This is a genomic window from Ponticoccus litoralis (assembly GCF_039769985.1).
GTDB classification, from domain to species: Bacteria; Pseudomonadota; Alphaproteobacteria; order Rhodobacterales; family Rhodobacteraceae; genus Ponticoccus; species Ponticoccus litoralis.
On the sequence record NZ_JBDNCH010000002.1, the window covers coordinates 3,678,851 to 3,704,136 of the forward strand.

The window sequence follows — 25,286 nt, forward strand, 5'->3', positions numbered from 1 at the left end:
ACCGCAAGGTTCATGACAGGTTTTACAGGGGTCAGCCCGCCATTTCGGCACGATTCAGCGCACAATGGCTCCAGAGTTCATCCATCGCGTGAACCAGGTGATCCATCTCTTTCGGACCATGCACCGGGGACGGGGTGAAGCGCAGACGCTCCGTGCCGCGCGGCACGGTGGGGAAGTTGATCGGCTGCACGTAGATGCCGTAGCCGTCCAGCATCATGTCGGACATCAGCTTGGTGTGCTTGGGGTCGCCCACGATGACCGGCACGATATGGCTGCCGTGATCGACGATCGGCAGGCCCATGGCCTTCAGCCGGGTCTTGAGGATCTTCGCCTGCGTCTGGTGTTCCTCGCGCAGCTTGGCACCGGCAGAGGTCTTGAGGAAGGCGACAGAGGCCTGCGCACCGGCGGCCAGCGCCGGGGCCAGCGAGGTCGAGAAGATGAAGCCCGGCGCATAAGACCGCACGGCGTCACACATTTTCTCGGAGGCGGCGATATAGCCGCCCATCACGCCATAGGCCTTGGCCAGCGTGCCGTTGATGATGTCCAGCCGGTGCATCAGGCGGTCGCGCTCGGCCACGCCGGCGCCGCGCGCGCCGTACATGCCCACCGCGTGCACCTCGTCGATATAGGTCAGCGCACCGAATTCGTCGGCAATATCGCAGATCGCCTCGATCGGGGCGAAATCGCCGTCCATCGAGTAGATCGATTCGAAGGCGATCAGCTTGGGCGCCTCGGGATCGTCGGCTTCCAGCTTGGCCCGCAGGTCGTCGAGATCGTTGTGCTTGAAGATGCGCTTGGCGCCGCCGTTGCGCTTGATGCCCTCGATCATCGAGGCGTGGTTCAGCTCATCCGAATAGATGATCAGGCCGGGGAACAGCTTCGGCAGGGTCGACAGCGTCGCGTCATTGGCGATGTAGGCCGAGGTGAACAGCAGCGAGGCTTCCTTGCCGTGCAGGTCGGCAAGCTCTGCCTCCAGCCCCTTGTGATAGACCGTGGTGCCCGAGATGTTGCGCGTGCCGCCCGACCCGGCGCCGGTGGCGTCGATGGCCTCGTGCATGGCCTCCAGAACAACCGGGTGCTGGCCCATGCCAAGGTAGTCGTTGCCGCACCAGACGGTGATCGGCTGCTCGGTCCCGTCGGACTTGCGGCGGATGGCATGCGGAAACTGACCCTTGGTCCGCTCGATGTCGATGAAGGTCCGATAGCGGCCTTCTTCGTGCAGGCGGTTCAGGGCCTCGTCCAGCTTCGCCGTATAGTCCATCGCGCGCGTCCTTCCAGTTCTTCGGGCCCTGCGCTGCAATGGCCCTTTGCCTGCGGGTGGTTGATCCGCATTCAGCTTCGTGAATAACTAAAGCCAAGGCTTTTGTCTGTCCACCTCTTTGCCCTCGGACCTTCCGTCGCAGCCTTGATCCAGGTCAAGTGCCCGGAGCCGGACTTGCGACCATTGGCGCGGGTCCGCGCGAAAAGGCGCATATCGGAAACAGGATTGCCCCGCCACCCCGGAGGCCGCGATTCGAATGTCGGCGATGCCCGGCAGGGCGCGCGCCGCCCGGCACCGCGCCGCGGGCGGGAAACCCGGGCTGTCGCAGCATGGGCACGGGGCCGCTCGGCGGGTTTCCCCGCCGCGCACCGGCAGCACCGGTCCGTCAACAGTCCGTCCACTGGACAGCAGGCGCCGCCCTGTTAGGGTCCGGTCAAACCAAAAACGCCGGAGCAGATGATGACCCTCGACGCCACCCTTTCGCGTATCGACGCCGACATGCCCGCCGCGCTGGACCGGCTGATGGCCCTGTTGCGCATTCCCTCGATCTCGACCGACCCGGCCTACAAGGCGGAATGCGACCGCGCCGCAGACTGGCTGGTGGCCGACCTTGCCTCTTTCGGGATCGCCGCCGAGAAGCGCCCGACCCCCGGCCACCCGATGGTCGTGGGCCATGTGCCCGGGGACGGCCCGCATGTGCTGTTCTACGGCCATTACGACGTGCAGCCGGTGGACCCGCTGACACTGTGGGACCGCGATCCCTTCGACCCCGCCATCGAGGAAACGCCCAAGGGCCGGGTGATCCGCGGACGCGGCGCCAGCGACGACAAGGGCCAGCTGATGACCTTCGTAGAGGCCTGCCGCGCCTGGAAAGAGGTCAACGGCACCCTGCCCTGTCGCATCACCTTCTTCTTCGAGGGCGAGGAAGAAAGCGGGTCGCCCTCGCTGATCCCCTTCCTCAAGGAGAACGCGGAAGAGCTGAAGGCCGACCTCGCGCTGATCTGCGACACCGGCCTTTTTGAATCCCGCGTGCCGGCGATCATGACGCAGCTGCGCGGGCTTCTGGGCGAAGAGATCACCCTGACCGGCCCCGACAAGGATCTGCATTCGGGCATGTACGGCGGCGCCGCGATCAACCCGATCCGGGTGCTGGCGAAGATCCTCGCCAACCTGCACGACGTGGCGGGCCGGATCCAGGTGCCCGGTTTCTATGAAGGCGTGCCGGATCTGCCCGAGGACATGGCGCAGCAGTGGCAGGCGCTGAATTTCGACCATGGCGCCTTCCTTGGCGGCGTCGGCCTGTCGCAACCGGCGGGCGAGACCGACAAGACCCCGCTGGAAATGATCTGGTCGCGACCCACCGCAGAGGTCAACGGCATCATCGGCGGCTATACCGGCGACGGCTTCAAGACGGTGCTGCCCTCCAAGGCCTCGGCCAAGGTGTCCTTCCGGCTGGTCGGCCAGCAGGATCCCCACGCCATCCGCGAAAGCTTTCGCGCCTGGGTGCAGGCGCAGCTGCCCGAGGATGTGACCGCAGAGTTCCACGGCCACGGCGCCTCTCCGAGCCGGGCAGATGTCGACCGAGCACCCGGCCTTCGAACAGGCGCGCGCGGTGCTGGGCGCCGAATGGGGCCACGACGCCGCCTTCACCGGCTGCGGCGGGTCGATCCCGGTGGCGGGCTACTTCAAGACCATCCTGGACATGGACACCATGCTGGTCGGCTGGGCCAAGGACGACGACCAGATCCACTCTCCGAACGAGAAATACGACGTCGAGAGCTTTCAGAAGGGCATCCGCAGCTGGGCGCGCGTTCTGGACGCGATCACCTGACCGCAGGCGGGCCGGGTCGGGTGTTCACCCCGATCCGGCCCGCGCCTCACGCAGCGTCACGCGCAAAAGGTTAAAACTTTGCGTATTGCGGCGGTGGATTACGGCGGTTTCGCCCAGATCCACCCCGAATTTGCCTGAATCGCCCCCTAGACCAAGGGTATGGCACGGACCTTGACGAAACAGACCCACTCGGATTTCATGCTGCGCGTGCGCCGCGTGGACCCGAAATTCCATACCCACGGCGAGGCGGCCTATGCGAAGGACCGCAGGCCACGCCGCCGCACCGTCTCGACGCTGCTGGGCTTCGGCTGGATCTACACGGTCACCGCGATCGCCAACGGCACGAGACCACATCGCCGGATCGCTGCGAGAGGGCAGCCTGCCCACAGAGTATCACCCGTGGATCTTCGCCGGGCTGACCGTGCTTCTGGCCGTTTCGGCGGTGATGATCCTGCTGCATATCGCGCGCTGGCTGTTCCATGGCGGCAACAAGAAGCGGAACTCGGGCGGCATCCTGCTTGGGGCGCTTGGCGCCTTGATGCTGTTCTACACCCCCGCCAGCCTCTGGACCCAGTGGCTTTGGCATGCTGGACGGGCATTCCCGGACCGTCCTGTCGCAGGCCGGAGCCGCGCTGGAAGACACCCTCCCCGGCATCCGGATCGAGACGGTGTCCTTCGTCGCCTCTTCCAGCCGCTAGACCAGCCCGGTGAACCGTTCGGGCAGACGGTATTGTTCGGCGTAATCGGGCCGCTTGAAGGCCCAGTAGCCGGTCTCTCCGCGCGGCGCCCGGGATCGGTGCATCCGCCTGCGCACCCAGCCAAGGTCAAAATCCTCGCGGACCTCCTGCGCGTGGAACCCGTCGAACACCGCCCGGTCCTCGCCCCGCGCCTCGGCGAACCAGTGCCGCCCGATCGCCGCCTCCTGCACGCTGGCCCCCACCTCTTCGGTGACGCGGTTGCGGGCGTTCATGGTCTGCACATAGGTGTCGAAGTCGCAGAACTTCAGGTGCAGCAGGTACAGCGCCTCCGGCGTGTGCAGCGTGTCGTACTGGGTGAAATGCCCGCCCCGGGCGATCTTGGCGCCATGGCTGACGATGCAGGGCTTCGAGTAATGCGGCGCCAACCGGACGTGGCGGCGCGGCCCCAGGATGCGGTCCGTCACCGGCGCCGGTTCAAGGTCGGTGCGGTGGATCACCTCCAGCCCCAAGGGCGTCAGGATGCGCTTGCCACGCGTGTCGCGCAGGTAGCTCAGCAGGTCGCGCCCGTCCTCGGGATCGACCACCACCAATTCGTCGACGTCGCCCACGATCACGTGCCGGTAATAGCAGCGCAGCCCCTGCACCACGTTGTTCAACAGCCGCCACCGCTTCATGTCGAAGTTCGGGTGCGGGTCGCCGGGAATGCCGATGACGTTGCAGCCCTCGGCCAGCCGCGCCACCGCCGCGCCGTGCCCGTGGTTGATGACCGTGCAGTTCTCGCGACCCAGCAGGCCGCCGTAGTGCCGCAGCCAGGCCTTCAGAAAGAAGGGATCGTCGCGGACCATGGTCACGGCGGCCACGTCGGATTGCATGCGAGGGCTCCTTGTTTTGCCGCAGCCTAGCGCAGAACGGAATCGCCTTCCATGCGGCGAAGGCCTAGGATCGCGCGAAAAAGGACGCGACATGAGCAGCCGCCTCAGCCCCGCCTTCGCGACACAGGGCCTTCAGATCCTGCGCACGGACACCGCACCGACCCGCTTTCAGGTCTTCGGAGAGCGGTCCTCGGGCACCAATCTGGTCAAGCGCCTGCTGGGGCGAAACACGGCGCTGAAACCGACGGAAGAGCTTGGCTGGAAACACGGCTTTCCCCAGATGACGGCGATCCCGGCAGAGACCATGGTGGTGGCCTGCCTCCGCGACGCCCGCGCCTGGGCCCTGTCGATGCACGCCAAGCCCTGGCATTGCCCGGCGGCGATGCAGCGCCTGCCCTTTGACGCGTTCCTGCGCGCCGAATGGGCCACGGTCGCGGACCATCCGCGCTATTTTCCGCAGGTCGCCGCACTGGGCGGCGCCGGGCGCCCCCTGCAACACGACCGCCACCCGCTGACCGGGCAGGCCTTCGCCAACCTCTTCGCCCTGCGCCGGACCAAGCTGGAGGCGCTGCTGTCCTATCTGGAACGCGGCTGCACGGTGCTGCTGTGCCGGATGGAACTGGCGCAGGCCAACCCCGAGGGCTTTGTCCAGGCGGTCAGCGCGGCGCTGGAGCTGCCCGCCCCGGCCCAGCCCTTCCGGTACGGTCGTCAGGCGCCTCGGCTCCGGGTTCCGGCCCGCCGTGGCAGAGCGCCCCGAGACGCCCCGGGCGCTGTCGGTCGACGACCTCGCCTTTCTGCGCACGCAGCTGGACCTGACGCTGGAGGTGCGGCTGGGCTACGACTACGGCTAGGCCTCGCGCACGAGGATCGCCCGAAAATCGTTGACATTGGTCCCGGTCGGGCCCGGCGCAAAGATATCGCCAATGGTATCGAATGCCCCGTAAGGGTCCTGATCCTGCACGAAACGCCGGGGATCCTGCCCTTTTTCCCGGATGCGCGCCAGCGTCCCGCCGTCGGCGAAGGCCCCGGCGTTGTCCTCGCTGCCGTCGATCCCGTCGGTATCCGCCGCAAGCGCCGTGATGCCCTCCAGCCCCTCGATGCCCTCGGCAAAGCCCAGCAGGAAGGCGGTGTTGCGCCCGCCCCGGCCCGGCGTATCGCCCAGCGTCACCGTGGTCTCGCCGCCCGACAGGATCACCACCGGCTTGGTGAAGGGACGGTCGCGCAGGACCACCTCGCGCGTGATGGCCGCATGGACCGCGCCGACATCCGCCGCCTCGCCCTCGATCGCGTCCGACAGGATCGCGGCCTCGAACCCCGCCGCCCGGACCCGCTCTGCCGCGGCCTCCAGCGACAGCCGGGCCGAGGCGATGACACTGACCTCGTTGCGCGCAAAAACCGGGTCGTCCGGCAAGGGGGCCGAGGCGCCCTCTCCCTCGATATGGGCCATGATCCGCTCTGGCAGTCGAATGCCCCGGGCACGGATCAGCGCCAGCGCATGCTCGCGGGTCACCGCATCCGGCACCGTCGGCCCCGAGGCCACCTGCGCCGGATCGTCCCCGAGCACGTCCGAGACCACAAGGCTGACGACCCGCGCCGGCGCACAGGCGGCGGCCAGCCGCCCGCCCTTGATCCGGCTGACATGCTTGCGGATCGCGTTCATCACGCCGATGGGCGCGCCCGAGGCCAGCAGGGCCTTGTTCAGCGCCTGCTCGTCCTCCAGCGTCAGACCCTCCGGCGGCGCAGGCAGCAGGGCCGAACCGCCGCCGCAGACCAGCGCAACCACAAGGTCATCCTCCGTCAGCCCCTCGACCGCGTCGAAAACCGCCTGCGCCGCCTTTTCCCCCGCCGCGTCCGGCACCGGGTGCGCCGCTTCCAGCACCGGCAGGTGGCGGCAGGGCGCCGCATAGCCGTAGCGCGTCACGACGACCCCATCGACCGGCGCCTCCCACAGCTCTTCGAAGGCCGCGGCCAGCTGCGCCGCGCCCTTGCCAAGCGCGACGACCACGGTGCGGCCCTTCGGTTTTTCCGGCAAGACGGGCGCCAGCGCCCTTTTCGGATCGGCGGCAGCAACCGCCGTCTCGAACAGCCCCGTCAGAAAGGCGCGGTCATCCATGTCGTTGTCTCCTCCTTCGGCCCGGCCAGAACACCGCTCTGACCGGTTGCCTCCCCCTTGGTCAGCGCGCCCTGTCATGCAGGCTGGCCAAGGCCTCTATCCTCTGTCGGACATCCGGCAGCGGAGGGCAAGAGCGCCGCGTCTGAAGCGATACATGCAGCAGGAACTGGTCGCAGGTGGCGCGCAGATCGCCATTGGCCCCCTTCATCTCATGCAAAAGGCGCAGCTTCTTCCCGGCGCCAAGCGCGACACGCGTCTCGACAACAATATCTTCTCCGGCAAGGGTTTCCGCGCGATACCTGATGTTGGTTTCGGCGGTGAAATAGCTGTTCCCCGCCGCAATATAGGCCTGATCGGCACCAACATGCGCCATCAGCGCCTCCGAGGCATCGCTGAAGACCTGCCCGTAGCGCCCCTCGTTCATGTGCCCGTTGCTGTCGGTCCAGTCGACCGGCACCTTTCTTCGCACCGTCACCAGCGGCACCCCGTCGCCAAGCGGGCGACGCAGGCGATCATCCTGCTCTTTCAACAGCTTGCCCGCCGCCGCACCCTGCCCCTTCAACGCCCGCAGGATCGCCACGAGGTTGTCGTCTCGCAAGCGTTCCAGATCCCGGATGCCCCGATTTCCGGACTGCGCATCCGATTGATCCGCAATGGTTTTCACCAGGTCCGCATCGAGGTCCGGCACCTCCGTCAGCCTGCTCCAGGGCCATTTCAGGGCCGGACCGAACTTTTCCAGGAAATGCGCCATCCCGGCTTCGCCCCCGGCGATGCGATAGGTCTCGAACAGCCCCATCTGCGCCCACCGCAGACCGAAGCCATAGCGGATCGAATCGTCGATCTCCTGCGTCGTGGCGAGACCATCCTTCACAAGCCAAAGTGCCTCGCGCCAGACCGCCTCCAGCAGCCGATCGGCGATATGAGCGTCGATCTCGGACCTGATCCGCAGCGGATACATCCCGATACCCGTCAGAATTTCCTCTGCTTTATCAGTAAAGTATGGATCGGCATTCGCGCCCTGAACCAACTCCACCAGTGGCAGAAGGTAAACCGGGTTGAAGGGATGCGCCACGACAAGCTGCCCGGGCCGCTCCAGCCCCTCGCGCAGCTGCGACGGTCGGAAACCGCTTGTCGAGGATGCAATGACAGCATCACAGGAACAATGGCACTGAACTTCCTGAAAAACTTTGACTTTCAGGTCCAGATCTTCGGGAACACTTTCCTGGATATAGCTGGCACCCTGCACCGCCTCGGCGAGCGTCGCGTGATAACTCACCCCTCCCGGCTTTGGCATGGGGGACTCGAACAGCATCGGCAAGGCCCGCTCTGCGCCTTTCACGACGGCGCCGATCCTCTCGGCGGCGCGCGGATCCGGATCGAAGACCCGAACCTCCCAGCCCATCAAGGCGAAACGCGCCACCCAGCCGCCCCCGATCACGCCGCCGCCGATGACGCAGGCCAGCTTTCTCATTGCGGCGCCCCGTCCAGCCGGGACACGTCATAGCCGTACCAGGCCAGGACGTCGCGGGCGGCGTCCAGCCTCTCCCCCGGATCACCGATGCGATCCATGATCCAGACCCGCGAGCCGTCGGGATTGCCCAGGGCCGCCGTCCGGTTGTCAAAGTCCAGCCAATGCACCCAGACCACCTCGTCGCCCATGCGGAACCGGCCTTCGCCCAAGGGGCGAAGCGGCAGGGCGACGCCGTCCAGAACGATCCTCTCTGCCTCCACCCGAACCATGCCGCCCGGCGCCACACCGGCGCCCTGCACGATCCACCAGGGACCGGAGAGCCGACCGACCGTGACGTCGGATTGCGACGCGACCGAAGCGGTCGGATTGCGCATCGGAACCGATATAGAGGTATTCGGCGCCTCCAGTGCGGTGCATCCCGTCAGGACGCAGAAGGCCCACCACCGCATCCCTATCATCGCCACCCAACCTCTCCTCAACCAGCCTGCCGGAAACAGACCGCCCGCCAGGGCAATGGTCAATCCCCGGCGCGGCTTTTTCGGCGCCGCGAAGGTGTCGCAAAGCACAGGGCCACAGGGATCCAATGCGGCGCGCAGCCCGAAGCGCGCGCCGGTCAAAGGGTCAAGACCCTGGCGCTCAGCCCCTGAACCCCGTGGCGACGACAAACTTTTCAGAGGAATCGGAACGGCTTGCAGGAGGTTTGTAATTCGCCACCTTGGCGAAGCGCTGCTTGAGGATCTGTTGCAGGGATCCTTCAGCGCCGCCCGCCAGCACCTTGGCCACGAAGGTCCCGCCCGGTTCGAGCACGTCGAAGGCCAGCTCCGCCGCCGCCTCGCACAGCGAAATGATCCGCAGGTGATCGGTCTGCTTATGCCCCGACGAGGCCGCCGCCATGTCCGACATCACCACATCCGCGCGCCCGCCAAGCCAGGCTTTCACCTTGTCGTCGGCACCGTCCTCCATGAAGTCGAGCTGATGCAGCTCGGCGCCGGCAATCGGATCGACAGCCTGCAGGTCAACCCCAAGCACAAAGCCCTGCGCCTTGCCGCTCTTCTCGCCAAGCGCATTGACGCGCGGCACCGCAACCTGGCACCAGCCGCCGGGTGCGCAGCCCGGGTCGACCACCCGGGCGCCGGGCACCAAAAACCTGTATTTATCGTCTATTTCCAGAATCTTGAAGGCCGCTCTTCCACGATACCCTTCAAGCCTCGCGCGCTTCACATAGGGGTCGTTCAACTGCCTTTGCAGCCAGCGCGTCGACGAGGTCTTGCGCCCCCGCGCAGTCTTGACCTTGACCTTCAGATCGCGTTGCCCGCGTCCCGAAGAGTTCTTCGGCTCCTTTGCCATCCCGGCCCCCTGTTTCTTCTGTCCAAAAATATCCCGGGAGTCCGAAGGACGGGGGCAGCGCCCCCCGTACGATTTTCCCCGAAAAATCGTTCTATAATGGCCCATCTTCCAGAACGCCATCCGCCGACATCTGCGCATACAAAAGTCCCTCGCGCAGCCCCCGGTCGGCCACCGAAAGCCGATCCGTCGGCCAGACCCGCAAAAGCGCCTGAAGGATCGCCGAGCCGGACATGATCAGCGCGTGCCGGTCCGGTCCGATGCGCGGATCCCGCCGCCGCCCGGTACGGACCCAATTCAAGATAGCCCCGGATCACCGCTTCGATCTGGTCAGAGGTCATGCGCAGCCCGTCCACCTTGGTCCGGTCGTAGCGCCGCAGGCCCAGATGCGAGGCCGCGACCGTCGTGACGGTGCCCGAGGTGCCCACGATCTGGAACCCCTCCCGCGCCTGCTCATCCTGATAGGGGCTGAATTCCGCAAGGTTTTCTTCGAAATACCAGCTCATCAGCGCATAGCGCCCGGCGTCGTCCACCACATCCGAGAACTGGTCCCGCAGGGTCGCCACGCCCAGCGGCACAGAGATCCAGTCCACCACCTTCGCGGTCGGAAAGGGGCTGTCGGGCGGGTGGAACCCGGCATGCAGGCGCATGATCGCCCGCGGGCGTTCGCGCGGCTCGACCCGGCTGAGGTCGATCCACACCAGCTCGGTGGACCCGCCGCCGATGTCGACAACCAGCAGCTGCTCGGTCTTGGTGGACACCAGCGGCGCGCAGGAAATCATCGCAAGACGCGCTTCTTCCTCGGGCTGGATGATTTCCAGGCTCAGGCCGGTCTCGGCCTTGACGTGCCGGATGAACTCGCGGGCATTGCGCGCCCGGCGGCAGGCTTCTGTCGCCACAAGCCGCATGCGCGAGACCTTGTGCCGTTCGATCTTCTGCCGGCAGACGCGCAGAGCGGAAACCGTCCGCCCCATCGAGGCGCGGCTGAGTTTTCCGTATTTCTCAAGCCCCTGGCCCAGCTGGACCGACTTCGAGAAACTGTCCAGCACGTGAAACTGGCTGCCCTTGGGTTGGGCAATCAGCATGCGACAACTGTTGGTGCCCAGATCCAGCGCAGCATACAACGCATTCGGATCGGGCCGTTCAGGCGCGGGACTCTCGACCGGTTTCGGGAAAGCGCCCGCTGCCTTGGGACGCTCTGGCGCCATGACGATGCGCCTTTTCCGATATCTACTTGTGGATCACGATACGCGGGCGACCGGCACCGCGCAAGAGCCGTAAAGGCGCCCCGCCGACAGGGCTGAAAATTCGGTACGAGCAGCAGCGCATATGTGCCACCGGGGCCGGGCCTGACCGGCCCGGCGGGATGTCCTTAACGCGCGGGGCATGCGACGTCGCCGGTGACAGCTGTCGCAGAACGATGCGGCCTCCCCCTTACGATTTCCCGGGTTCCGGCAAACAGTGGCCTGGCCCGACCTTGGGCGGCCTGCTGTCGCTCGCGGCACCGCAGGGGTCGAAATCCGACACAGACGCCGCGCGCCGCGCCGCTAAACAGCGGTGCAAGCAGGAACGGAATCAGCCCCATGGCAGAACTCACCATCGTCTACTGGCGCGACATCCCGGCGCAGGTCATCGTCGGCAAGGGCCGTCGCGGGTCCAAGGTGCAGCTGCCCGAGCGGTTCGAGCAGGCCATCGACCGCGCCGCGATGAAATCCGGCGCTGCCGGGACCGACGACTACCTCGCCGAATGGCGCAAGGTCGCCTCCGGCACGGTCGAGGGCGATCCCGACGAGGCCGCCAAAGCCGAGGCCACCCGCCTCGACAGCGAATACGACAGCGACCGCCTGAAGGCGCTGATCGCCAACGGCGGCCACGCCTGACCATCGCCCCGATGACCCTGAAGGAGAGACTCATGGCCCTGCTGAACTTCCGCAAGCGCGAAACGCACCAGCCCGGCAGCGCCGCGCTCGAGGCCTTCCTGGATGGGTATTCCATCGAGGTCATGCCGCGCACCGCGGCCAAGGTCAGCTCGTTCCGCGATCTGCTGCCCGAGGGCACGCGGGTCTACATCGCCCATATCGACGGCACCCCGATCGAGGACATGGTCGCCACCGCCGCGCGCCTCGCCAATGAGGGCTATGCCGTCATGCCGCACCTGCCCGCGCGCATCATCCCCGATGCCGCCACGCTGGAGCATTGGCTGCAGATGTACCGCGACGCAGCGGGCGTGAAACAGGCGCTGCTGCTGGCCGGTGGCGTGTCCGAGCCGCATGGGCAGTTCCACTCCTCCATGCAACTGATGGAGACCGGGCTTTTCGACAAATACGGCTTCACCCGCCTGCATGTGGCCGGCCACCCCGAGGGCAACCGCGACATCGACCCCGACGGCGGCGACGCGGCGGTGATGGAGGCGCTGCGCTGGAAGCAGGCCTTTGCGGAGCGCACCGACGCCAAGATGGCGCTGGCCACGCAGTTCGCCTTTGACGCCGATCCGATCATCGCATGGGCCGACCGCCTGAAGGCCGAGGGCATCGACCTGCCGATCCACATCGGCATCGCGGGCCCGGCCAAGCTGCAGACCCTGATCAAGTTCGCCATCGCCTGCGGCGTCGGCCCCTCGCTCAAGGTTCTGCAAAAGCGCGCCATGGATGTGACCAAGCTGCTGCTGCCCTACGAGCCCACCGAGGTGCTGACCCGGCTGGCCGCGCACAAGGCGGCGAACCCCGGTTTCAACATCGAGCGCGTGCACTTCTTTCCCCTCGGCGGTATCAATGCCACGGCGGACTGGACCATCCAGAACGGCGGCGCCTCGGGCCGCCCCGCCAACGGCTGACATCACAAGGGACGCAGGGACAAACATGGGCAAGGCACTTCTTTTCGATCTCGACGGCACCTTGCTGCATTCCGATCCGCTGCACGTTCAGGTCTTCATGGAGATGTTCGAAGAGCGCGGACGTACCATCGACGAGGCCTTCTACTACGAGAAGATCCACGGCACGCATAATCTGGAAACCTTTCCGCATCTCTTCCCCGGCGAGGACGCCGTCGCCCTGTCGGACCAGAAAGAAGCGCGCTTTCGCGAGCGGCTGGATGACGGCCACCCGCCGATGCCGGGCGCTGTCGCCCTGCTGGACCGGGCCGCGGCCTCTGGCTGGAAGGTCGCCGTGGTGACGAATGCGCCGCGCGTGAACGCCGAGCACATGCTCTCGGCGATCGGCCTGAAAGCGCGGTTCGAGGTTCTGGTGATCGGCGACGAATGCGCGCGCGGCAAGCCCGCGCCGGACCCCTATCTTGAAGCGATGAAGCAGTTAGACGTCGCGCCCGGCGATTGCATCGCCTTCGAGGACAGCCCCTCGGGCATGATGGCTGGCGCCGCCAGCGGCGCCTACGCCGTGGGCATCCGGTCCTCTGCCGATGACGCCACCCTGCGCGCGGCGGGCGCCGCCGCGACGCTTGAAGATTACACAGACCCCGCGCTCGAGGATGTCCTGAAGCGCTTCACGGAGGAGCCCGCCCAATGACCCGCACCATCGTCGAGTCGAAGACCAAGACCGCGATCATCGGCTTCGACCAGCCCTTCTGCGTGATCGGAGAGCGGATCAACCCGACCGTACCGCAAGATCCTGAACGAAGAGCTGGAGCGGGGCGATTTCAGCCGGGTCGAGGCCGACGCGCTGGCGCAGGTCGCCGCCGGGGCCACGGTGCTGGACATCAATTCCGGCGCCGTCTTTTCCAACAAGATGGCCGAGGACCCACGCTACGCCGACAACAACTTCGTCGAGCCGGACCTGATGCGGCAGCTGGTGGAAAAGGTGCAGGCGGTGGTTGACGTGCCGCTGTGCATCGACAGCTCGGTGCCGGGCGCGCTGGAAAACGGCCTTGCCGCCGCCGAGGGCCGCCCGCTTCTGAACTCGGTCACCGGAGAGGAAGAGCGGCTGGAACTGGTCCTGCCGCTGGTCAAGAAATACAACGTGCCGGTGGTGGCGATCTCGAACGACGACACCGGGATCAGCGAAGACCCCGAGGTCCGCTTTGCCGTCGCCGGGAAGATCGTCGAGCGCGCCGCCGATTTCGGCATCCCCGCGCATGACATCGTGGTCGACCCGCTGGTCATGCCGGTGGGGGCCATGGGCAGCGCCGGTCTTCAGGTCTTCACGCTGGTCCGCCGGTTGCGCGAGGAACTGGGCGTGAACACCACCTGCGGCGCGTCCAACATCTCTTTCGGGCTGCCGAACCGCCACGGCATCAACAACGCCTTCCTGCCCATGGCCATGGGTGCGGGCATGACGTCCGCGATCATGAACCCGGTTGCCCTGCCCGTCGGCCCCAAGGCCATCGCCGAAAAGCGCGCGGCGGTCGAGGCGGCGGGCGTCATGCTGCCGCCGGACATGGACGACGAAACCTTCGTGAGCCTCTTCGGCATGGGGTCGACCAGAGCGCGTCCCGGCAAGGAAATGGAGGCCATCCGCGCCGCGAATTTCCTGATGAATCAGGACGCTGGCGGCGGCAACTGGATCGCCTTCAACAAGCCCGCCGGAGAGGCCGGTGGTCGCCGCGCCGGTGGACGCCGCCGCCGCGCCTGAGAGATCGGCGCCCGGTTCCCCCTTGTCGAAGGAACCGGGCGCCGTCTTTCCCGGGCCCCCACCCAGGGTAAGATTTGACTGCTCCAGCCGGACCGGGCGGTCCGCGCTGTAGACCGTCAGCGTCACGGGCGCCTTGTCCGGCCCTTGCCTCCAGAGCCGACGCGATCACTTTCGGGCGCCAGTGCCGGATATCGTCGGCGCGAAACTCGCTGCGCCCGATTTCTCCCAATGGTTGAATCAATCTTGGACAATTCTGTGTCTCAATTGAGGCGTTGATAGGGTCTTTCTGAAAATTCCGTTTTCCAGAACCACAGCGGGCGCTTTTCCACTGCCTTCCCTCCGCCTGAAAATCACGCCGCCTGAAGGCTTTATAGGGCGACGGTCCACAGCGTGCCGCCGCGCGGCGCTGAGCATCCAACCCGGGCTTAGGCCGGATTGAACGCCGTCAAACACAACCTGAACGTGTCTCAGGGAAGGCCTTTGCCTGCGCCGCAACCGTGCCGGACCTTGGCACCCGTCGACGCGCGGCGCCCGGTAATGGACAACCAAGCCCCCCGACAGTGCAAGGCGAAATCCGCCTCAGGCCTTTGCCTTCTTCTTCACCGCGCCCGCCTGTTCCGCAAGGTCGCGGGCGATGGCGAAGGCGCCCTGGATCTTGTCCTTGTCGCGCGGCCAGTCGCGGCGGATGACGATCTTGTCGCCCTTGATCTTGGCCAGCCCGTCCTGCGCCTTGATGAAGGTCACCAGTCCCTCGGGAGAGGCGAACTTGTTCTGGTGGAACTGGATCGTCGCGCCCTTCGGCCCGCCGTCCAGCTTGGCAATCCCCGCCTTCTTGCACATCGCCTTGATGCGAACAACGAGCAGCAAGGTATTGACCTCGCGCGGCAATTTTCCAAAGCGGTCGATCAGTTCGGCGGCGAAGCCTTCCAGCTCGACCTTGGTGGTCAGGCCCGAGAGGCGGCGATAGAGACCCAGCCGCACGTCGAGATCCGGCACGTAATTCTCGGGGATCAGCACCGGCACGCCAAGGTTGATCTGCGGCGCCCACTGGCCGTCGTCCTCTGTCAGACCCTCCATCTGGCCAGAGCGGATCTTGGCAATCGCCTCTTCCAGCATGGACTGGTACAACTCGTAACCGACGTCGCGCATCTGGCCGGACTGTTCCTCGCCCAGCAGGTTGCCCGCGCCGCGAATATCCAGATCCTGCGAGGCCAGCGAGAAGCCCGCGCCCAGCGTGTCGATGGCCCCCAGCACCCGCAGCCGCTTTTCCGCCTGCGGCGTCAGTTTCACCCGTGGCTTCGTGGTCAGGTAGCAATAGGCCCGGGTCTTCGACCGCCCCACCCGCCCACGGATCTGGTAAAGCTGCGACAGGCCGAACATGTCGGCGCGATGCACAATCATGGTGTTGGCGGTGGGAATATCCAGCCCGGATTCCACGATGGTCGTGGCCAGAAGCACGTCGTATTTGCCGTCGTAAAAAGCGTTCATCCGCTCGTCGAGATCGCCCGCCGCCATCTGGCCATGGGCGACGACAAAGCTGACCTCGGGCACCTGATCGCGCAGGAATTGCTCGATGTCCGGCAGGTCCGTCAGCCGCGGCACCACGAAGAAGCTCTGCCCGCCGCGGAAATGCTCGCGCAGCAGCGCCTCGCGCAGGGTGACGGCGTCGAACTCGCTGACATAGGTGCGGATCGCCAGGCGGTCGACCGGGGGCGTGCCGATGATCGACAGGTCGCGCACGCCGGTCAGCGACAGTTGCAGGGTGCGCGGGATGGGCGTCGCGGTCAGCGTCAACACGTGAATGTCCGAACGCAGCTGCTTCAGCCGCTCCTTGTGCTGCACGCCGAAGTGCTGTTCCTCGTCGATGATCAGCAGGCCGAGGTTCTGGAACCGGATGCCCTTGGCCAGCAGCGCATGGGTGCCCACGGCGATATCGACGGTGCCCTTGGAAATGCCGTCGCGCGTCGCAGCGGCCTGTTTCGTGCCGACAAAGCGCGACAGGGGCGCCACCTGCACGGGAAAACCCCGGAACCGGTCCGCGAAGGATTTGTAGTGCTGCCGCGCCAGCAGTGTCGTCGGCGCGATCACCGCCACCTGCACGCCGGACATGGCGGCAACGAAGGCCGCGCGCATGGCGACCTCTGTCTTGCCAAAGCCCACGTCGCCGCAGATCAGGCGATCCATCGGCTGACCGGAATGCATGTCGGTCATCACGTCGTCGATGGCGCCAAGCTGGTCGTCGGTTTCGCTATAGGGGAACCGTGCCGCAAAGCTCTCGTAGCTGCCCGGCGGCGGGTCCATGATCGGCGCCTTGCGCAGCGCGCGCTCGGCGGCAATGCGGATCAGCCGGTCCGCCATCTCGCGGATGCGTTCCTTCAGCACGGCCTTCTTGGCCTGCCATGCGCCGCCGCCGAGCTTGTCCAGCAGCCCCTCTTCGTGGCCGTATTTCGACAGCAGCTCGATATTCTCGACCGGCAGGTAAAGCTTTGACGCCTCAGCATATTCCAGCAGGATACATTCATGCGCGGCACCGGCGGCGGTCACCACCTCCAGCCCCATGTAGCGCCCGATCCCGTGGTCGACGTGGACCACAAGATCGCCCGGCGTCAGGCTTTGCGTCTCTGTCAGGAAGTTCTCGGCGCGGCGGCGTTTCTTGGGCTGCCGGATCAGCCGGTCGCCCAGCACGTCCTGTTCCGAGATCACCGTGATGCGCCGGTCGTCCTGCCAGGGCGCCTCGAACCCCGCTTCCAGAGCCCAGACCGCAAGGTGAAGACCCTGTTTGCCGATCCGCCCGCCATGCGGGATCGGGATGGCCTCGGCCAGCCCCTCGTCCTCGATCAGCCCGGACAGCCGTTCCCGTGCGCCTTCGGAATAGGAGGCCACGACCACCGGCCCGTCCTGCATCTTTGCCTGAACATGCTGCGCCAAGGCGCCGAAAAGGCTAAGGTTTTCCTGCTGCCTCTCGGGCGAGAAATTGCGCCCGATGCGCCCGCCCGCATCCGTCACACCGGGGCCCGAAGCCTGCGGCAGCGGGTTGAAGGCCACCTGACGGCGGTCCGCAAGCGCGCTGTCCCAGTGCGGCGTCGTCCAGATACAGAAGCTCTGGCGGGATCGGCTTGTAGACCGTTGATCCAAGTGTCTTTTTCTGGCTCAGCGCATGTTTGCGCGTGCCGTATTGGTCGGCGATCCCTTCCCACCGCGACAGCCGCGCGGCGCTGGTCTGGTCGTCCATCAGCACCGGCACGCCGGGCAGGTAGTCGAAGAGCGTTTCCAGTTCTTCATGGAAGAACGGCAGCCAATGCTCGATCCCGGCATGTTTGCGGCCCGCGCTGACCGCCTCGTACAGCGGATCGTCGGTGCCTGCGGCGCCGAACTCGATCCGGTAGTTCTGGCGGAAGCGCGTGATGGCCGCATCGTCGAGGATCACCTCGGAGACCGGCGCCAGCTCGACCATCTCCAGCGTTTCGGTGGTGCGCTGCGAGGCCGGGTCGAAGCGCCGCGCGCCGTCCAGCACATCTCCGAAGAAATCCAGCCGCACCGGCCCCAGATCGCCCGGCGGGAAGATGTCGACGATCCCGCCGCGCACCGCGTAATCGCCCGGCTCCGTCACCGTGGGCGCCTGAGAAAAACCCATGCGTACCAAAAACTTGCGCAGGGCTTCCTCATCCACCCTGTCGCCGACGCGGGCGGCAAAGGCGGCCTCGCGCAGGACCGCGCGGGCGGGCAGGCGCTGCATCGCCGCCGAAAGCGTGGTCAGCAGGATGTACCGCGACGGCATGCCGTGCACCAGCGCCGCAAGCGTCGCCATGCGCGTGGCGGAAATATCGGCGTTCGGCGAGACCCGGTCATAGGGCAGGCAATCCCACGCCGGGAAGACCACCACCGGCATGTCGGGCGCGAAGAAGGCCAGCGCATCGCGCATGGCGGCAAGGCGCTTGTCGTCGCGGGCAATATGGACAACCGGGCCCTCGGCACGGGCAACCTCGCGCAGGACAAGCTGCGCGTCAAAGCCTTCGGGGGCGCCCCCGATTGTGATCTTCTGCGTGGACATGGCAGGGAAATGGCCCGTGTCCACGCCGGGGTCAACCTGTTCCGGCATGCCCGCCCGGGGGACGGTGGCTTTGCAGGGACAGCAGGGCGATCAGGGCAATGGGCAAGGCGGGGCCGCGCGCATCCTGTCACCCGGCAAACTCCAGAGCGCAAACGGACCATGCTCGGCTGAACCCCGCGGCACGCCGCCCCTGTCAGAGCACCCTGCGCAGGGAAACGACCGCTTCCCGCATCACGCCGCCCTCAAGCGCTGCAAAGCGGTCCGGCGGCCCCTTCTCAGGACAGCGATGTGACCCAGAGGATCGTCGCATCCTCGGGAGAGAGCGAGACGACGTTATGGCCCATGGTCGCGTCGTAATAGGCGCTGTCGCCGCGCTTCATCTCGACCGGTTCGTAGAACTCGGTGTAAAGCCGGACGACGCCGGTCAGGACGTAGAGGAATTCCTCGCCGTCGTGACGGACCCAGCCGTCGAACTCTTCCATCGACCGCGCGCGCACGCGGGCGCGATAGGGCAGCATCTTCTTGCGGGTCAGGGTTTCCGCCAGCAGCGTATGCTCATAGGTGGTCGTGACCTGATGCTGGCCCTCTTCCCCGCGCGTGACCGTCATCCGGCCCGTCACCTTGTCCTGCCGGGGCGCGGTGAACAGCTGCGGCACAGAGATTTCCAGACCCAGCGCCAGCTTCTTCAGCGCCTCGTAGGTCGGGGACATCTGTCCGTTCTCGATCTTCGACAGGGTCGAGCGCGCAAGCCCGGCCTGCTTCGCCGCCTGCTCCAGCGTCCAGTTCCGCTCTTTGCGCAGGGCGCGCACGCGGCTGCCAAGGTCCAGCGGTTCGGCTTGCCCTTCTTCGCCACTCTCGCGGGCGATGCGGATCAGCGATTTAGGGTCCTGCGTCATGGGGATTGCCTATAGGTCCGTGCCCCGGAGCTTGCAAGTCCACCCGGCGCGGCCTAATCCACTGGCATGCTGTCGATCTTCGATCAGGGGCCCTTTGCGCCCTGCCCCGCGCCCTTCAACCTTGCCCGGCACGTTCTGGGCGCCGCGCCCCGGACGCCCGACAAGATTGCCCTTGCGGTCCTGAAGCCCACCGGCGCGCAACGCTGGTCCTACGCGCGGATCGAGGCAGCGGTGCGCGGCACCGCCACCGGCCTCCTGCAACAGGGGCTGAAGCCCGGCGACCGCCTGCTGATGCGGCTGGGAAACACCGTCGACTTCCCCATCGCCTACCTTGGGGCGATCACCGCCGGGATCGTGCCGATCCCGACCTCGTCGCAGCTGACCGCGCCGGAAGTCTCTGCCATCATCGCGCATCTGGCGCCGCAGGCCGTGCTGCGTGCACAAGACGTTCCCTGTCCGCCGACCGACCTGCCCTGTTTCGACACCGACACCTTCCGGGGCTGGCACGATCTGCCGCCCGCCGACTACGCTCTGGGCGATCCCGACCGCCTTGCCTATATCGTCATGACCTCCGGCACCTCTGGCACGCCGCGCGCCGTGGGCCATGCCCATCGCGCGATCTGGGCGCGGCAGATGATGATGGAGGGCTGGTACGGCCTGACCCCGGAGGACCGGCTGTTGCATGCCGGGGCCTTCAACTGGACCTTCACGCTGGGCACCGGCCTGATGGATCCCTCGGACGCGCGGCGCAACGGCGCTGATCCCCGCCGCCGGTACCGACCCGGCGCAGCTGGGCCTGTTGATGAAGCGCAACGATGCCACCCTGTTGGCCGCCGCGCCGGGCGTCTACCGGCAGTTGCTCAAGGCGCCGCTGGCCCCCATGCCCCGTCTGCGCCACGGCCTCGCCGCCGGAGAGAAGCTGTCGCCCGCCATCCTCGAGGCATGGCGCGCAGCCACCGGCACCGAGATCTACGAGGCCTTCGGCATGTCCGAATGTTCGACCTTCATCTCGGGCGCGCCCGCCCGCCCGGTCGGGGCCGCGCATCTCGGGCGGCCCCAGCAGGGCCGCCGCATCGCCATCCTCGGCGAGGACGGCCAGCCGGTCCCGCGCGGCACCCCCGGCCAGATTGCCATCGACCGCAGCGATCCGGGGTTGATGCTGGGCTATGTGGGTGCGCCCGAGGCCACGCAGGCGCGCTTTCGCGGGGGCTGGTTCCTGACCGGCGACCACGGCCAGATGGACGAGGACGACCGCGTCACCTACCTGGGGCGCGGCGACGACATGATGAACGCCGGTGGCTACCGTGTCTCGCCCGCCGAGGTCGAGGCGGCGCTGGCGGACCTGCCGGGTGTGACGGAACTGGCGGTGACCGACATCGCCGTGAAGGCCGATGTGCGCGTGGTCGCCGCCTTCTACACCGCGCCCGAGGCGCTGGACGAAGAGGCGCTGAAGGCCGAGGCCGCCACGCGGCTGGCCCGCTACAAATGCCCGCGCAGCTTCATCCGGGTCGAGGCGCTGCCCCGCAACGCCAACGGCAAGGTCATCCGCAGGGCGCTGCGCGACCACGCGCCGGGCTGAGCCCTGTCGCCATTCCACGCGCCGCTTGGTAAGGCTGAGGGAAAGGGAGCTCCCGCAATGACACAACTCGACATCTTTTCCGATCCGATCTGTCCTTGGTGCTACATCGGCAAGGCCAATCTAGACCGCGCGCTGCTGGATCATCCCGATCACCCGTTCCGCATCCGCTGGCTGCCCTTCATGCTGAACCCGGCGATGCCCGCGGGCGGCATGGACCGGCGCCAGTATCTGGAAGAGAAGTTCGGCGGTCAGGACGGGGCGGTCAAGGCTTACACGCCGGTGCTGGAGCACGCCGAGAAGGCCGGTGTCGAGATCAACCTCGACCGCATCAAGGTCACGCCCAACACGGTGAACGCGCACCGGCTGATCCACTGGGCCGAGATCGAGGGGGTGCAGACCGCCGTGGTCTCGGCGCTGTTCCGGGCCTATTTCGTCGAGGGCCGAGATATCGGCGATGTCGAGACCCTCGCCGACCTGGCCGATGGCGCCGGGCTGGACGCCAGCCTCGTGCTGCGGCTTCTGAGCACCGATCAGGACCGGCAGGAGATCGTCGAGCGGGACGCGGCGGCGCGCGGCATGGGCGTGACCTCTGTCCCGACCTTCGTGGTCGGCAAGCGCCACGCGGTGCCCGGGGCCCAGCCGCCCGAGCTTTGGGCGCAGGTCATTGCCGAGATTGCCGCCGCCACTCGGGCGGGCTAGGCACGCTCTTCGCCCGGACGGCGGGATCACCCTGCGCCAGCGCACAGAGGATCGAAGGGATAACCCGGCCCGTGCTCTGGCCAAGGGCGCCGGGCCTTGATAGGTCGAAGGGTAAACGCTTTTTGCCTCGTCCCGGGGGCAATTTCCCCTTTGAGGTTCCCATGACCCCTGCACATGACACCGTCGCGCCCGACGGCCTTCCGGGCCGTGCGGAATTGATCGCGCTTCTGGCAATGCTCTTTGCCACGATTGCCTTTTCCATCGACGCCATGCTGCCCGCCCTGCCCGAGCTGACCGCCGCGCTCAGCCCCGAGGCGCCCAACAAGGTGCAGCTGGTGGTGACGATGTTCATGCTGGGCATGGGCCTGGGCACCTTCTTCACCGGGCCCTTGTCCGACACCTTCGGGCGCAAGCCCATCGTGCTGGTCGGCGCCGTGCTGTACATTGCTGGCGCGCTGATGGCCACGCAGGCCGAAACGCTCGAGGTGCTGCTGGCCGCGCGCCTGCTTCAGGGTCTGGGCGCCGCCGGTCCCCGGGTCGTGGCGATTGCGATCGTCCGCGACCTCTATTCGGGGCGGGCCATGGCGCAGATCATGTCCTTCGTCATGATGGTCTTCACGCTGGTCCCGGCGCTCGCCCCCTCGATCGGTGCGGTTCTGATCGCCGCCGCCGGTTGGCACTCGGTCTTCTATGCCTTCGCGCTGTTCTCGGCGGTGGGTGCGATCTGGTTCACCCTCCGCCTGCCGGAAACGCTGCCGGAGACCCATCGCCGTCCGTTCCGCCTGAACGCCCTCGGGGCGGCGATCCGCGAGATGATGGCGCATCCGGTGGTGCGTCTGTCGATCCTCGCGCAGGCCTTCATTTTCGCGATGCTGATCGCCACCATTTCGACGATCCAGCCGATCTACGAGACCGCACTGGGCCGGGCCGACAGCTTTCCGCTGTGGTTCGGGCTGACCGCGATCATCGGCGCATCCAGCAGCTATCTGAACGCCCGGCTGGTCATGCGGCTGGGGATGCGCAGCCTTGTGACCACGATGCTCTGGGTTCAGATCGCCGCCAGCGCCGTGGCCACGGCACTGATCGCCAGCGGCGTGTCGGGCACCGGCCTCTTCGTTGTCTTCATCATCTGGCAACTGCTGCTGTTCTACCAGATGGGCATGACCATCGGGAACCTGAACGCCATCGGCATGGAGCCCATGGGGCATATCGCCGGCATGGCCGCTTCGATCATCGGCGCCGTGTCGACGGTGATCGCGGTGGTGCTTGCGGTGCCGGTCGGGCTGCTGTTCGACGGCACGCCGCTGCCGCTGGTGGCGGGCGCCTTCCTCTTCGCCATCTGCGCGCAACTGACCATGGCGCGCCTGCGCCGCATCGAGCAGGCCGTAGAAGCCTGAGAGCGGCCTGAGCGCCGCTTGCCCCCGGTCCGCCGGGCCGGGGGTGTCGCTTGCGGATGTCCTGCACCAGTGCCGTGGCATCGACGCCATGGCGCACCCGCGCAGGGCAACAGCCCCGCAAGGATATCTCTTTCTCCATGTCCGACAGTCCGGCCATGGAACCGGGACGGTTTCGCCTTTCCCAGGTCTCGAATTGTTTATTCTCAAATCCGCAAGACAAAACCCCGTTTCGAAAGTGTTTCCTTAGGGGGCATCGGGCAGGCTGGTGGTGCACATACCGCCCATTCAGTGGCGCGACAGCGGTATACAACGGCATACCATATTCCCGATGCGCGGTTTTTGCGCTATGGCAGGAGCGGGCCCAACCAAGCAGAGCAAGGGAGTCTTCATGACCCGCATCAAGGTGGACAACCCCATCGTCGAGATGGATGGCGACGAGATGACCCGCATCATGTGGGATTTCATCAAGCAGAAGCTGATCCTGCCCTATCTCGACATCGACCTGCTCTATTACGATCTCGGCATAGAAGAGCGGGACCGGACAGAGGACCAGATCACCATCGACGCCGCCGAGAAGACCAAAGAGGTCGGCGTCGCGGTTAAGTGCGCGACCATCACGCCGGACGAACAGCGGGTCGAGGAATTCGGCCTCAAGAAGATGTGGAAATCGCCCAACGGCACGATCCGCAACATCCTCGGCGGCGTGGTCTTCCGGCAGCCGATCATCTGCCGCAACGTGCCGCGCCTGGTGCCGGGCTGGACCGCGCCCATCGTCGTCGAGCCGCCACGCCTTCGGCGATCAGTACAAGGCCACCGATTTCCACTTCCCCTCGGCGGGCAAGCTGACGATGAAATGGGAAGGCGCGAACGGCGAGGTGATCGAGCGCGAGGTCTACGATGCCCCCGACGCGGGCGTCTACATGGGCATGTACAATCAGGACGAGTCGATCCGCGACTTTGCCCGCGCCTCGCTGAACTACGGGCTGACCCTTGGCTGGCCGGTCTACCTGTCCACCAAGAACACCATCCTCAAGGCCTATGACGGGCGCTTCAAGGATCTCTTTCAGGAGGTCTTCGAGGCGGAGTTCGAAGCGCAGTTCAAGGAAAAGGGCATCTGGTACGAACACCGGCTGATCGACGACATGGTCGCCTGCGCGCTGAAGTGGAACGGCAAGTTCGTCTGGGCCTGCAAGAACTACGACGGCGACGTGCAGTCCGACACCGTGGCGCAGGGCTTCGGCAGCCTCGGCATGATGACCTCGCAGCTGATGACGCCCGACGGCAGGATCGTCGAGGCCGAGGCCGCCCATGGCACGGTCACCCGCCACTACCGCCAGCACCAGCGGGGCGAGTCCACCTCCACGAACTCGGTGGCCTCGATCTATGCCTGGACCGGTGGGCTGAAGCACCGCGCCAAGCTGGACGAGAACGTGGCCCTGCGCGCCTTTGCCGAAACGCTGGAACGGGTGATCGTCGAGACGGTGGAATCGGGGCACATGACCAAGGACCTGGCGCTGCTGGTCGGCCCGGATCAGGGCTGGCTGACCACCATGGGCTTTCTCGAGAAGATCGACGAGAACCTGAACAAGGCACTGAACGGCTAGGCAGGCACGCGCGGGGCCCGGGCGTATTCTGTACCCCAGCGGTTTCAGGAGAATCCGGGCGCCTGCGCCCTTGCGCCCCGCGCCGCTTGGCTGGATAGAGACGCCATGACGCTGCTCTCTACCCCACCCGCCGACCGCCACAGCCTCTGGGAAGATGCGCTGGGGCTTGCCGTGGGCTGCGTGATCATGGCGCTGTCGGTGCAGTTCCTGCGCACCGAAGACCTGATCACCGGCCAGATCGCGGGCCTGTCGCTGCTTGGATCCTACGTCTCGGGCTGGTCCTTCGGCGCGGTCTTCTTTGTCCTGAACCTGCCCTTCTACCTGCTGGCGCTGAGGCAGATGGGCCTGCGTTTCACGCTGAAGAGCTTTGCCGCGGTCACCATCATGTCGGCCATGGCGGACGCCCTGCCCTCTGTCCTGACGCTGGACCCGCTGCACCCGGCCATCGCCGCGACCCTCTTCGGCGTGCTGGGCGGCATCGGGCTGATCGTGCTGTTCCGGCACGGGGCGACGCTGGGCGGCGTGGGCGTGGTGGCGCTGTGGTTGCAGGACTCGCGCGGCATCCGCGCGGGCAACGTGCAGCTTGTCTTCGATCTGGGCGTCTTCACCCTCGCGGCCTTCCTCTTCGACTGGCAAACGGTGCTCTGGTCGCTTCTGGGCGCGGTGATCCTGAATGTCATGATCACCGTGAACCACCGCCGCGACCGCTATATCGCCCGGTCCTGAGGCCTCACCGCCAAGACCCCGCCGCGTGACGCCGGGCCGCTGCGCCGCTTGGCACGAAAAAGGGCCCCCGGCGGGGACCCCGTAGTCTCGCTGACAAGGCTCGTGTGATTCACTGCCCGTGACGGTTGTCTGCCTGCGTCCTTGTCCGCGTCAGGGCCAGC

At 66.5% G+C, this 25,286-nt stretch carries 13 protein-coding genes and 6 pseudogenes; 10 read left to right on the forward strand and 9 right to left on the reverse strand.

Annotated features, from left to right (window positions below):
* Positions 1 to 31 precede the first annotated feature (31 nt).
* Positions 32 to 1,261 (reverse strand): 5-aminolevulinate synthase, encoded by a 1,230-nt coding sequence (hemA, locus tag ABFB10_RS19240; protein WP_347167726.1) that lies wholly within the window; start codon positions 1,259 to 1,261, stop codon positions 32 to 34.
* Between the two features lie 459 nt (positions 1,262 to 1,720).
* Here hemA and ABFB10_RS19245 point away from each other — a divergent pair.
* Positions 1,721 to 3,092, forward strand: a pseudogene (locus ABFB10_RS19245) (M20/M25/M40 family metallo-hydrolase).
* A 694-nt stretch (positions 3,093 to 3,786) separates the two neighbouring features.
* Here ABFB10_RS19245 and ABFB10_RS19250 read toward each other — a convergent pair.
* The 6 genes and pseudogenes from ABFB10_RS19250 to ABFB10_RS19275 all read right to left on the reverse strand — a co-directional run bounded on the left by ABFB10_RS19250 (position 3,787) and on the right by ABFB10_RS19275 (position 10,798).
* Positions 3,787 to 4,662: a glycosyltransferase family protein gene (locus tag ABFB10_RS19250; protein WP_347167727.1), complete on the reverse strand. Its 876-nt coding sequence runs from the start codon at positions 4,660 to 4,662 to the stop codon at positions 3,787 to 3,789.
* An 847-nt stretch (positions 4,663 to 5,509) separates the two neighbouring features.
* Positions 5,510 to 6,775, reverse strand: a complete 1,266-nt coding sequence (locus ABFB10_RS19255) for a glycerate kinase type-2 family protein (protein WP_347167728.1) — start codon at positions 6,773 to 6,775, stop codon at positions 5,510 to 5,512.
* Between the two features lie 61 nt (positions 6,776 to 6,836).
* Entirely contained in the window at positions 6,837 to 8,246 is a 1,410-nt protein-coding gene (locus tag ABFB10_RS19260; protein WP_347167729.1) for a carnitine 3-dehydrogenase, read from the reverse strand.
* Positions 8,243 to 8,704, reverse strand: coding sequence for a lipocalin (locus ABFB10_RS19265; protein ID WP_347168071.1), 462 nt, complete (start codon positions 8,702 to 8,704; stop codon positions 8,243 to 8,245). Before ABFB10_RS19265 ends, ABFB10_RS19260 begins: the two co-directional genes overlap by 4 nt.
* A gap of 178 nt (positions 8,705 to 8,882) precedes the next feature.
* On the reverse strand, positions 8,883 to 9,593 hold the full coding sequence (locus tag ABFB10_RS19270) for an RlmE family RNA methyltransferase (protein WP_347167730.1): 711 nt from the start codon (positions 9,591 to 9,593) through the stop codon (positions 8,883 to 8,885).
* Positions 9,594 to 9,684: 91 nt separating this feature from the next.
* Positions 9,685 to 10,798, reverse strand: a pseudogene (locus ABFB10_RS19275) (Ppx/GppA phosphatase family protein).
* Between the two features lie 375 nt (positions 10,799 to 11,173).
* Here ABFB10_RS19275 and ABFB10_RS19280 point away from each other — a divergent pair.
* The 4 genes and pseudogenes from ABFB10_RS19280 (at position 11,174) to ABFB10_RS19295 (ending at position 14,173) form a co-directional block, all read left to right on the forward strand.
* On the forward strand, positions 11,174 to 11,470 hold the full coding sequence (locus ABFB10_RS19280; RefSeq protein WP_347167731.1) for a virulence factor: 297 nt from the start codon (positions 11,174 to 11,176) through the stop codon (positions 11,468 to 11,470).
* A 32-nt stretch (positions 11,471 to 11,502) separates the two neighbouring features.
* A complete protein-coding gene (locus ABFB10_RS19285; protein ID WP_347167732.1) occupies positions 11,503 to 12,423 on the forward strand; it encodes a methylenetetrahydrofolate reductase in 921 nt (306 codons plus the stop codon).
* A gap of 25 nt (positions 12,424 to 12,448) precedes the next feature.
* Positions 12,449 to 13,111 (forward strand): HAD family hydrolase, encoded by a 663-nt coding sequence (locus ABFB10_RS19290; RefSeq protein WP_347167733.1) that lies wholly within the window; start codon positions 12,449 to 12,451, stop codon positions 13,109 to 13,111.
* Positions 13,108 to 14,173, forward strand: a pseudogene (locus ABFB10_RS19295) (methyltetrahydrofolate cobalamin methyltransferase). The gene ABFB10_RS19290 and the pseudogene ABFB10_RS19295 overlap by 4 nt, the downstream one beginning before the upstream one ends.
* Before the next feature lie 579 nt (positions 14,174 to 14,752).
* Here ABFB10_RS19295 and mfd read toward each other — a convergent pair.
* Both mfd and ABFB10_RS19305 read right to left on the reverse strand, forming a co-directional pair.
* Positions 14,753 to 18,224, reverse strand: a pseudogene (mfd, locus tag ABFB10_RS19300) (transcription-repair coupling factor).
* Between the two features lie 275 nt (positions 18,225 to 18,499).
* The gene (locus ABFB10_RS19305; protein WP_023850726.1) at positions 18,500 to 19,120 is read right to left on the reverse strand and encodes a helix-turn-helix domain-containing protein; all 621 of its coding nucleotides are present in this window, start codon (positions 19,118 to 19,120) and stop codon (positions 18,500 to 18,502) included.
* Between the two features lie 66 nt (positions 19,121 to 19,186).
* Between ABFB10_RS19305 and ABFB10_RS19310 the strand changes: the two are divergent.
* The 5 genes and pseudogenes from ABFB10_RS19310 to ABFB10_RS19330 all read left to right on the forward strand — a co-directional run bounded on the left by ABFB10_RS19310 (position 19,187) and on the right by ABFB10_RS19330 (position 25,125).
* A pseudogene (locus tag ABFB10_RS19310) lies at positions 19,187 to 20,699 on the forward strand (class I adenylate-forming enzyme family protein).
* Positions 20,700 to 20,756: 57 nt separating this feature from the next.
* Positions 20,757 to 21,398: a DsbA family oxidoreductase gene (locus ABFB10_RS19315; protein ID WP_347167734.1), complete on the forward strand. Its 642-nt coding sequence runs from the start codon at positions 20,757 to 20,759 to the stop codon at positions 21,396 to 21,398.
* A 161-nt stretch (positions 21,399 to 21,559) separates the two neighbouring features.
* Positions 21,560 to 22,795 carry a multidrug effflux MFS transporter gene (locus ABFB10_RS19320; protein ID WP_347167735.1) on the forward strand — a complete coding sequence of 412 codons (1,236 nt, stop codon included), beginning with the start codon at positions 21,560 to 21,562 and terminating at the stop codon, positions 22,793 to 22,795.
* 388 nt (positions 22,796 to 23,183) lie between these two features.
* Positions 23,184 to 24,399 (forward strand): annotated as a pseudogene (locus tag ABFB10_RS19325) (NADP-dependent isocitrate dehydrogenase).
* 105 nt (positions 24,400 to 24,504) lie between these two features.
* Positions 24,505 to 25,125, forward strand: a complete 621-nt coding sequence (locus tag ABFB10_RS19330) for a YitT family protein (RefSeq protein ID WP_347167736.1) — start codon at positions 24,505 to 24,507, stop codon at positions 25,123 to 25,125.
* The last annotated feature ends 161 nt before the right edge of the window (positions 25,126 to 25,286 follow it).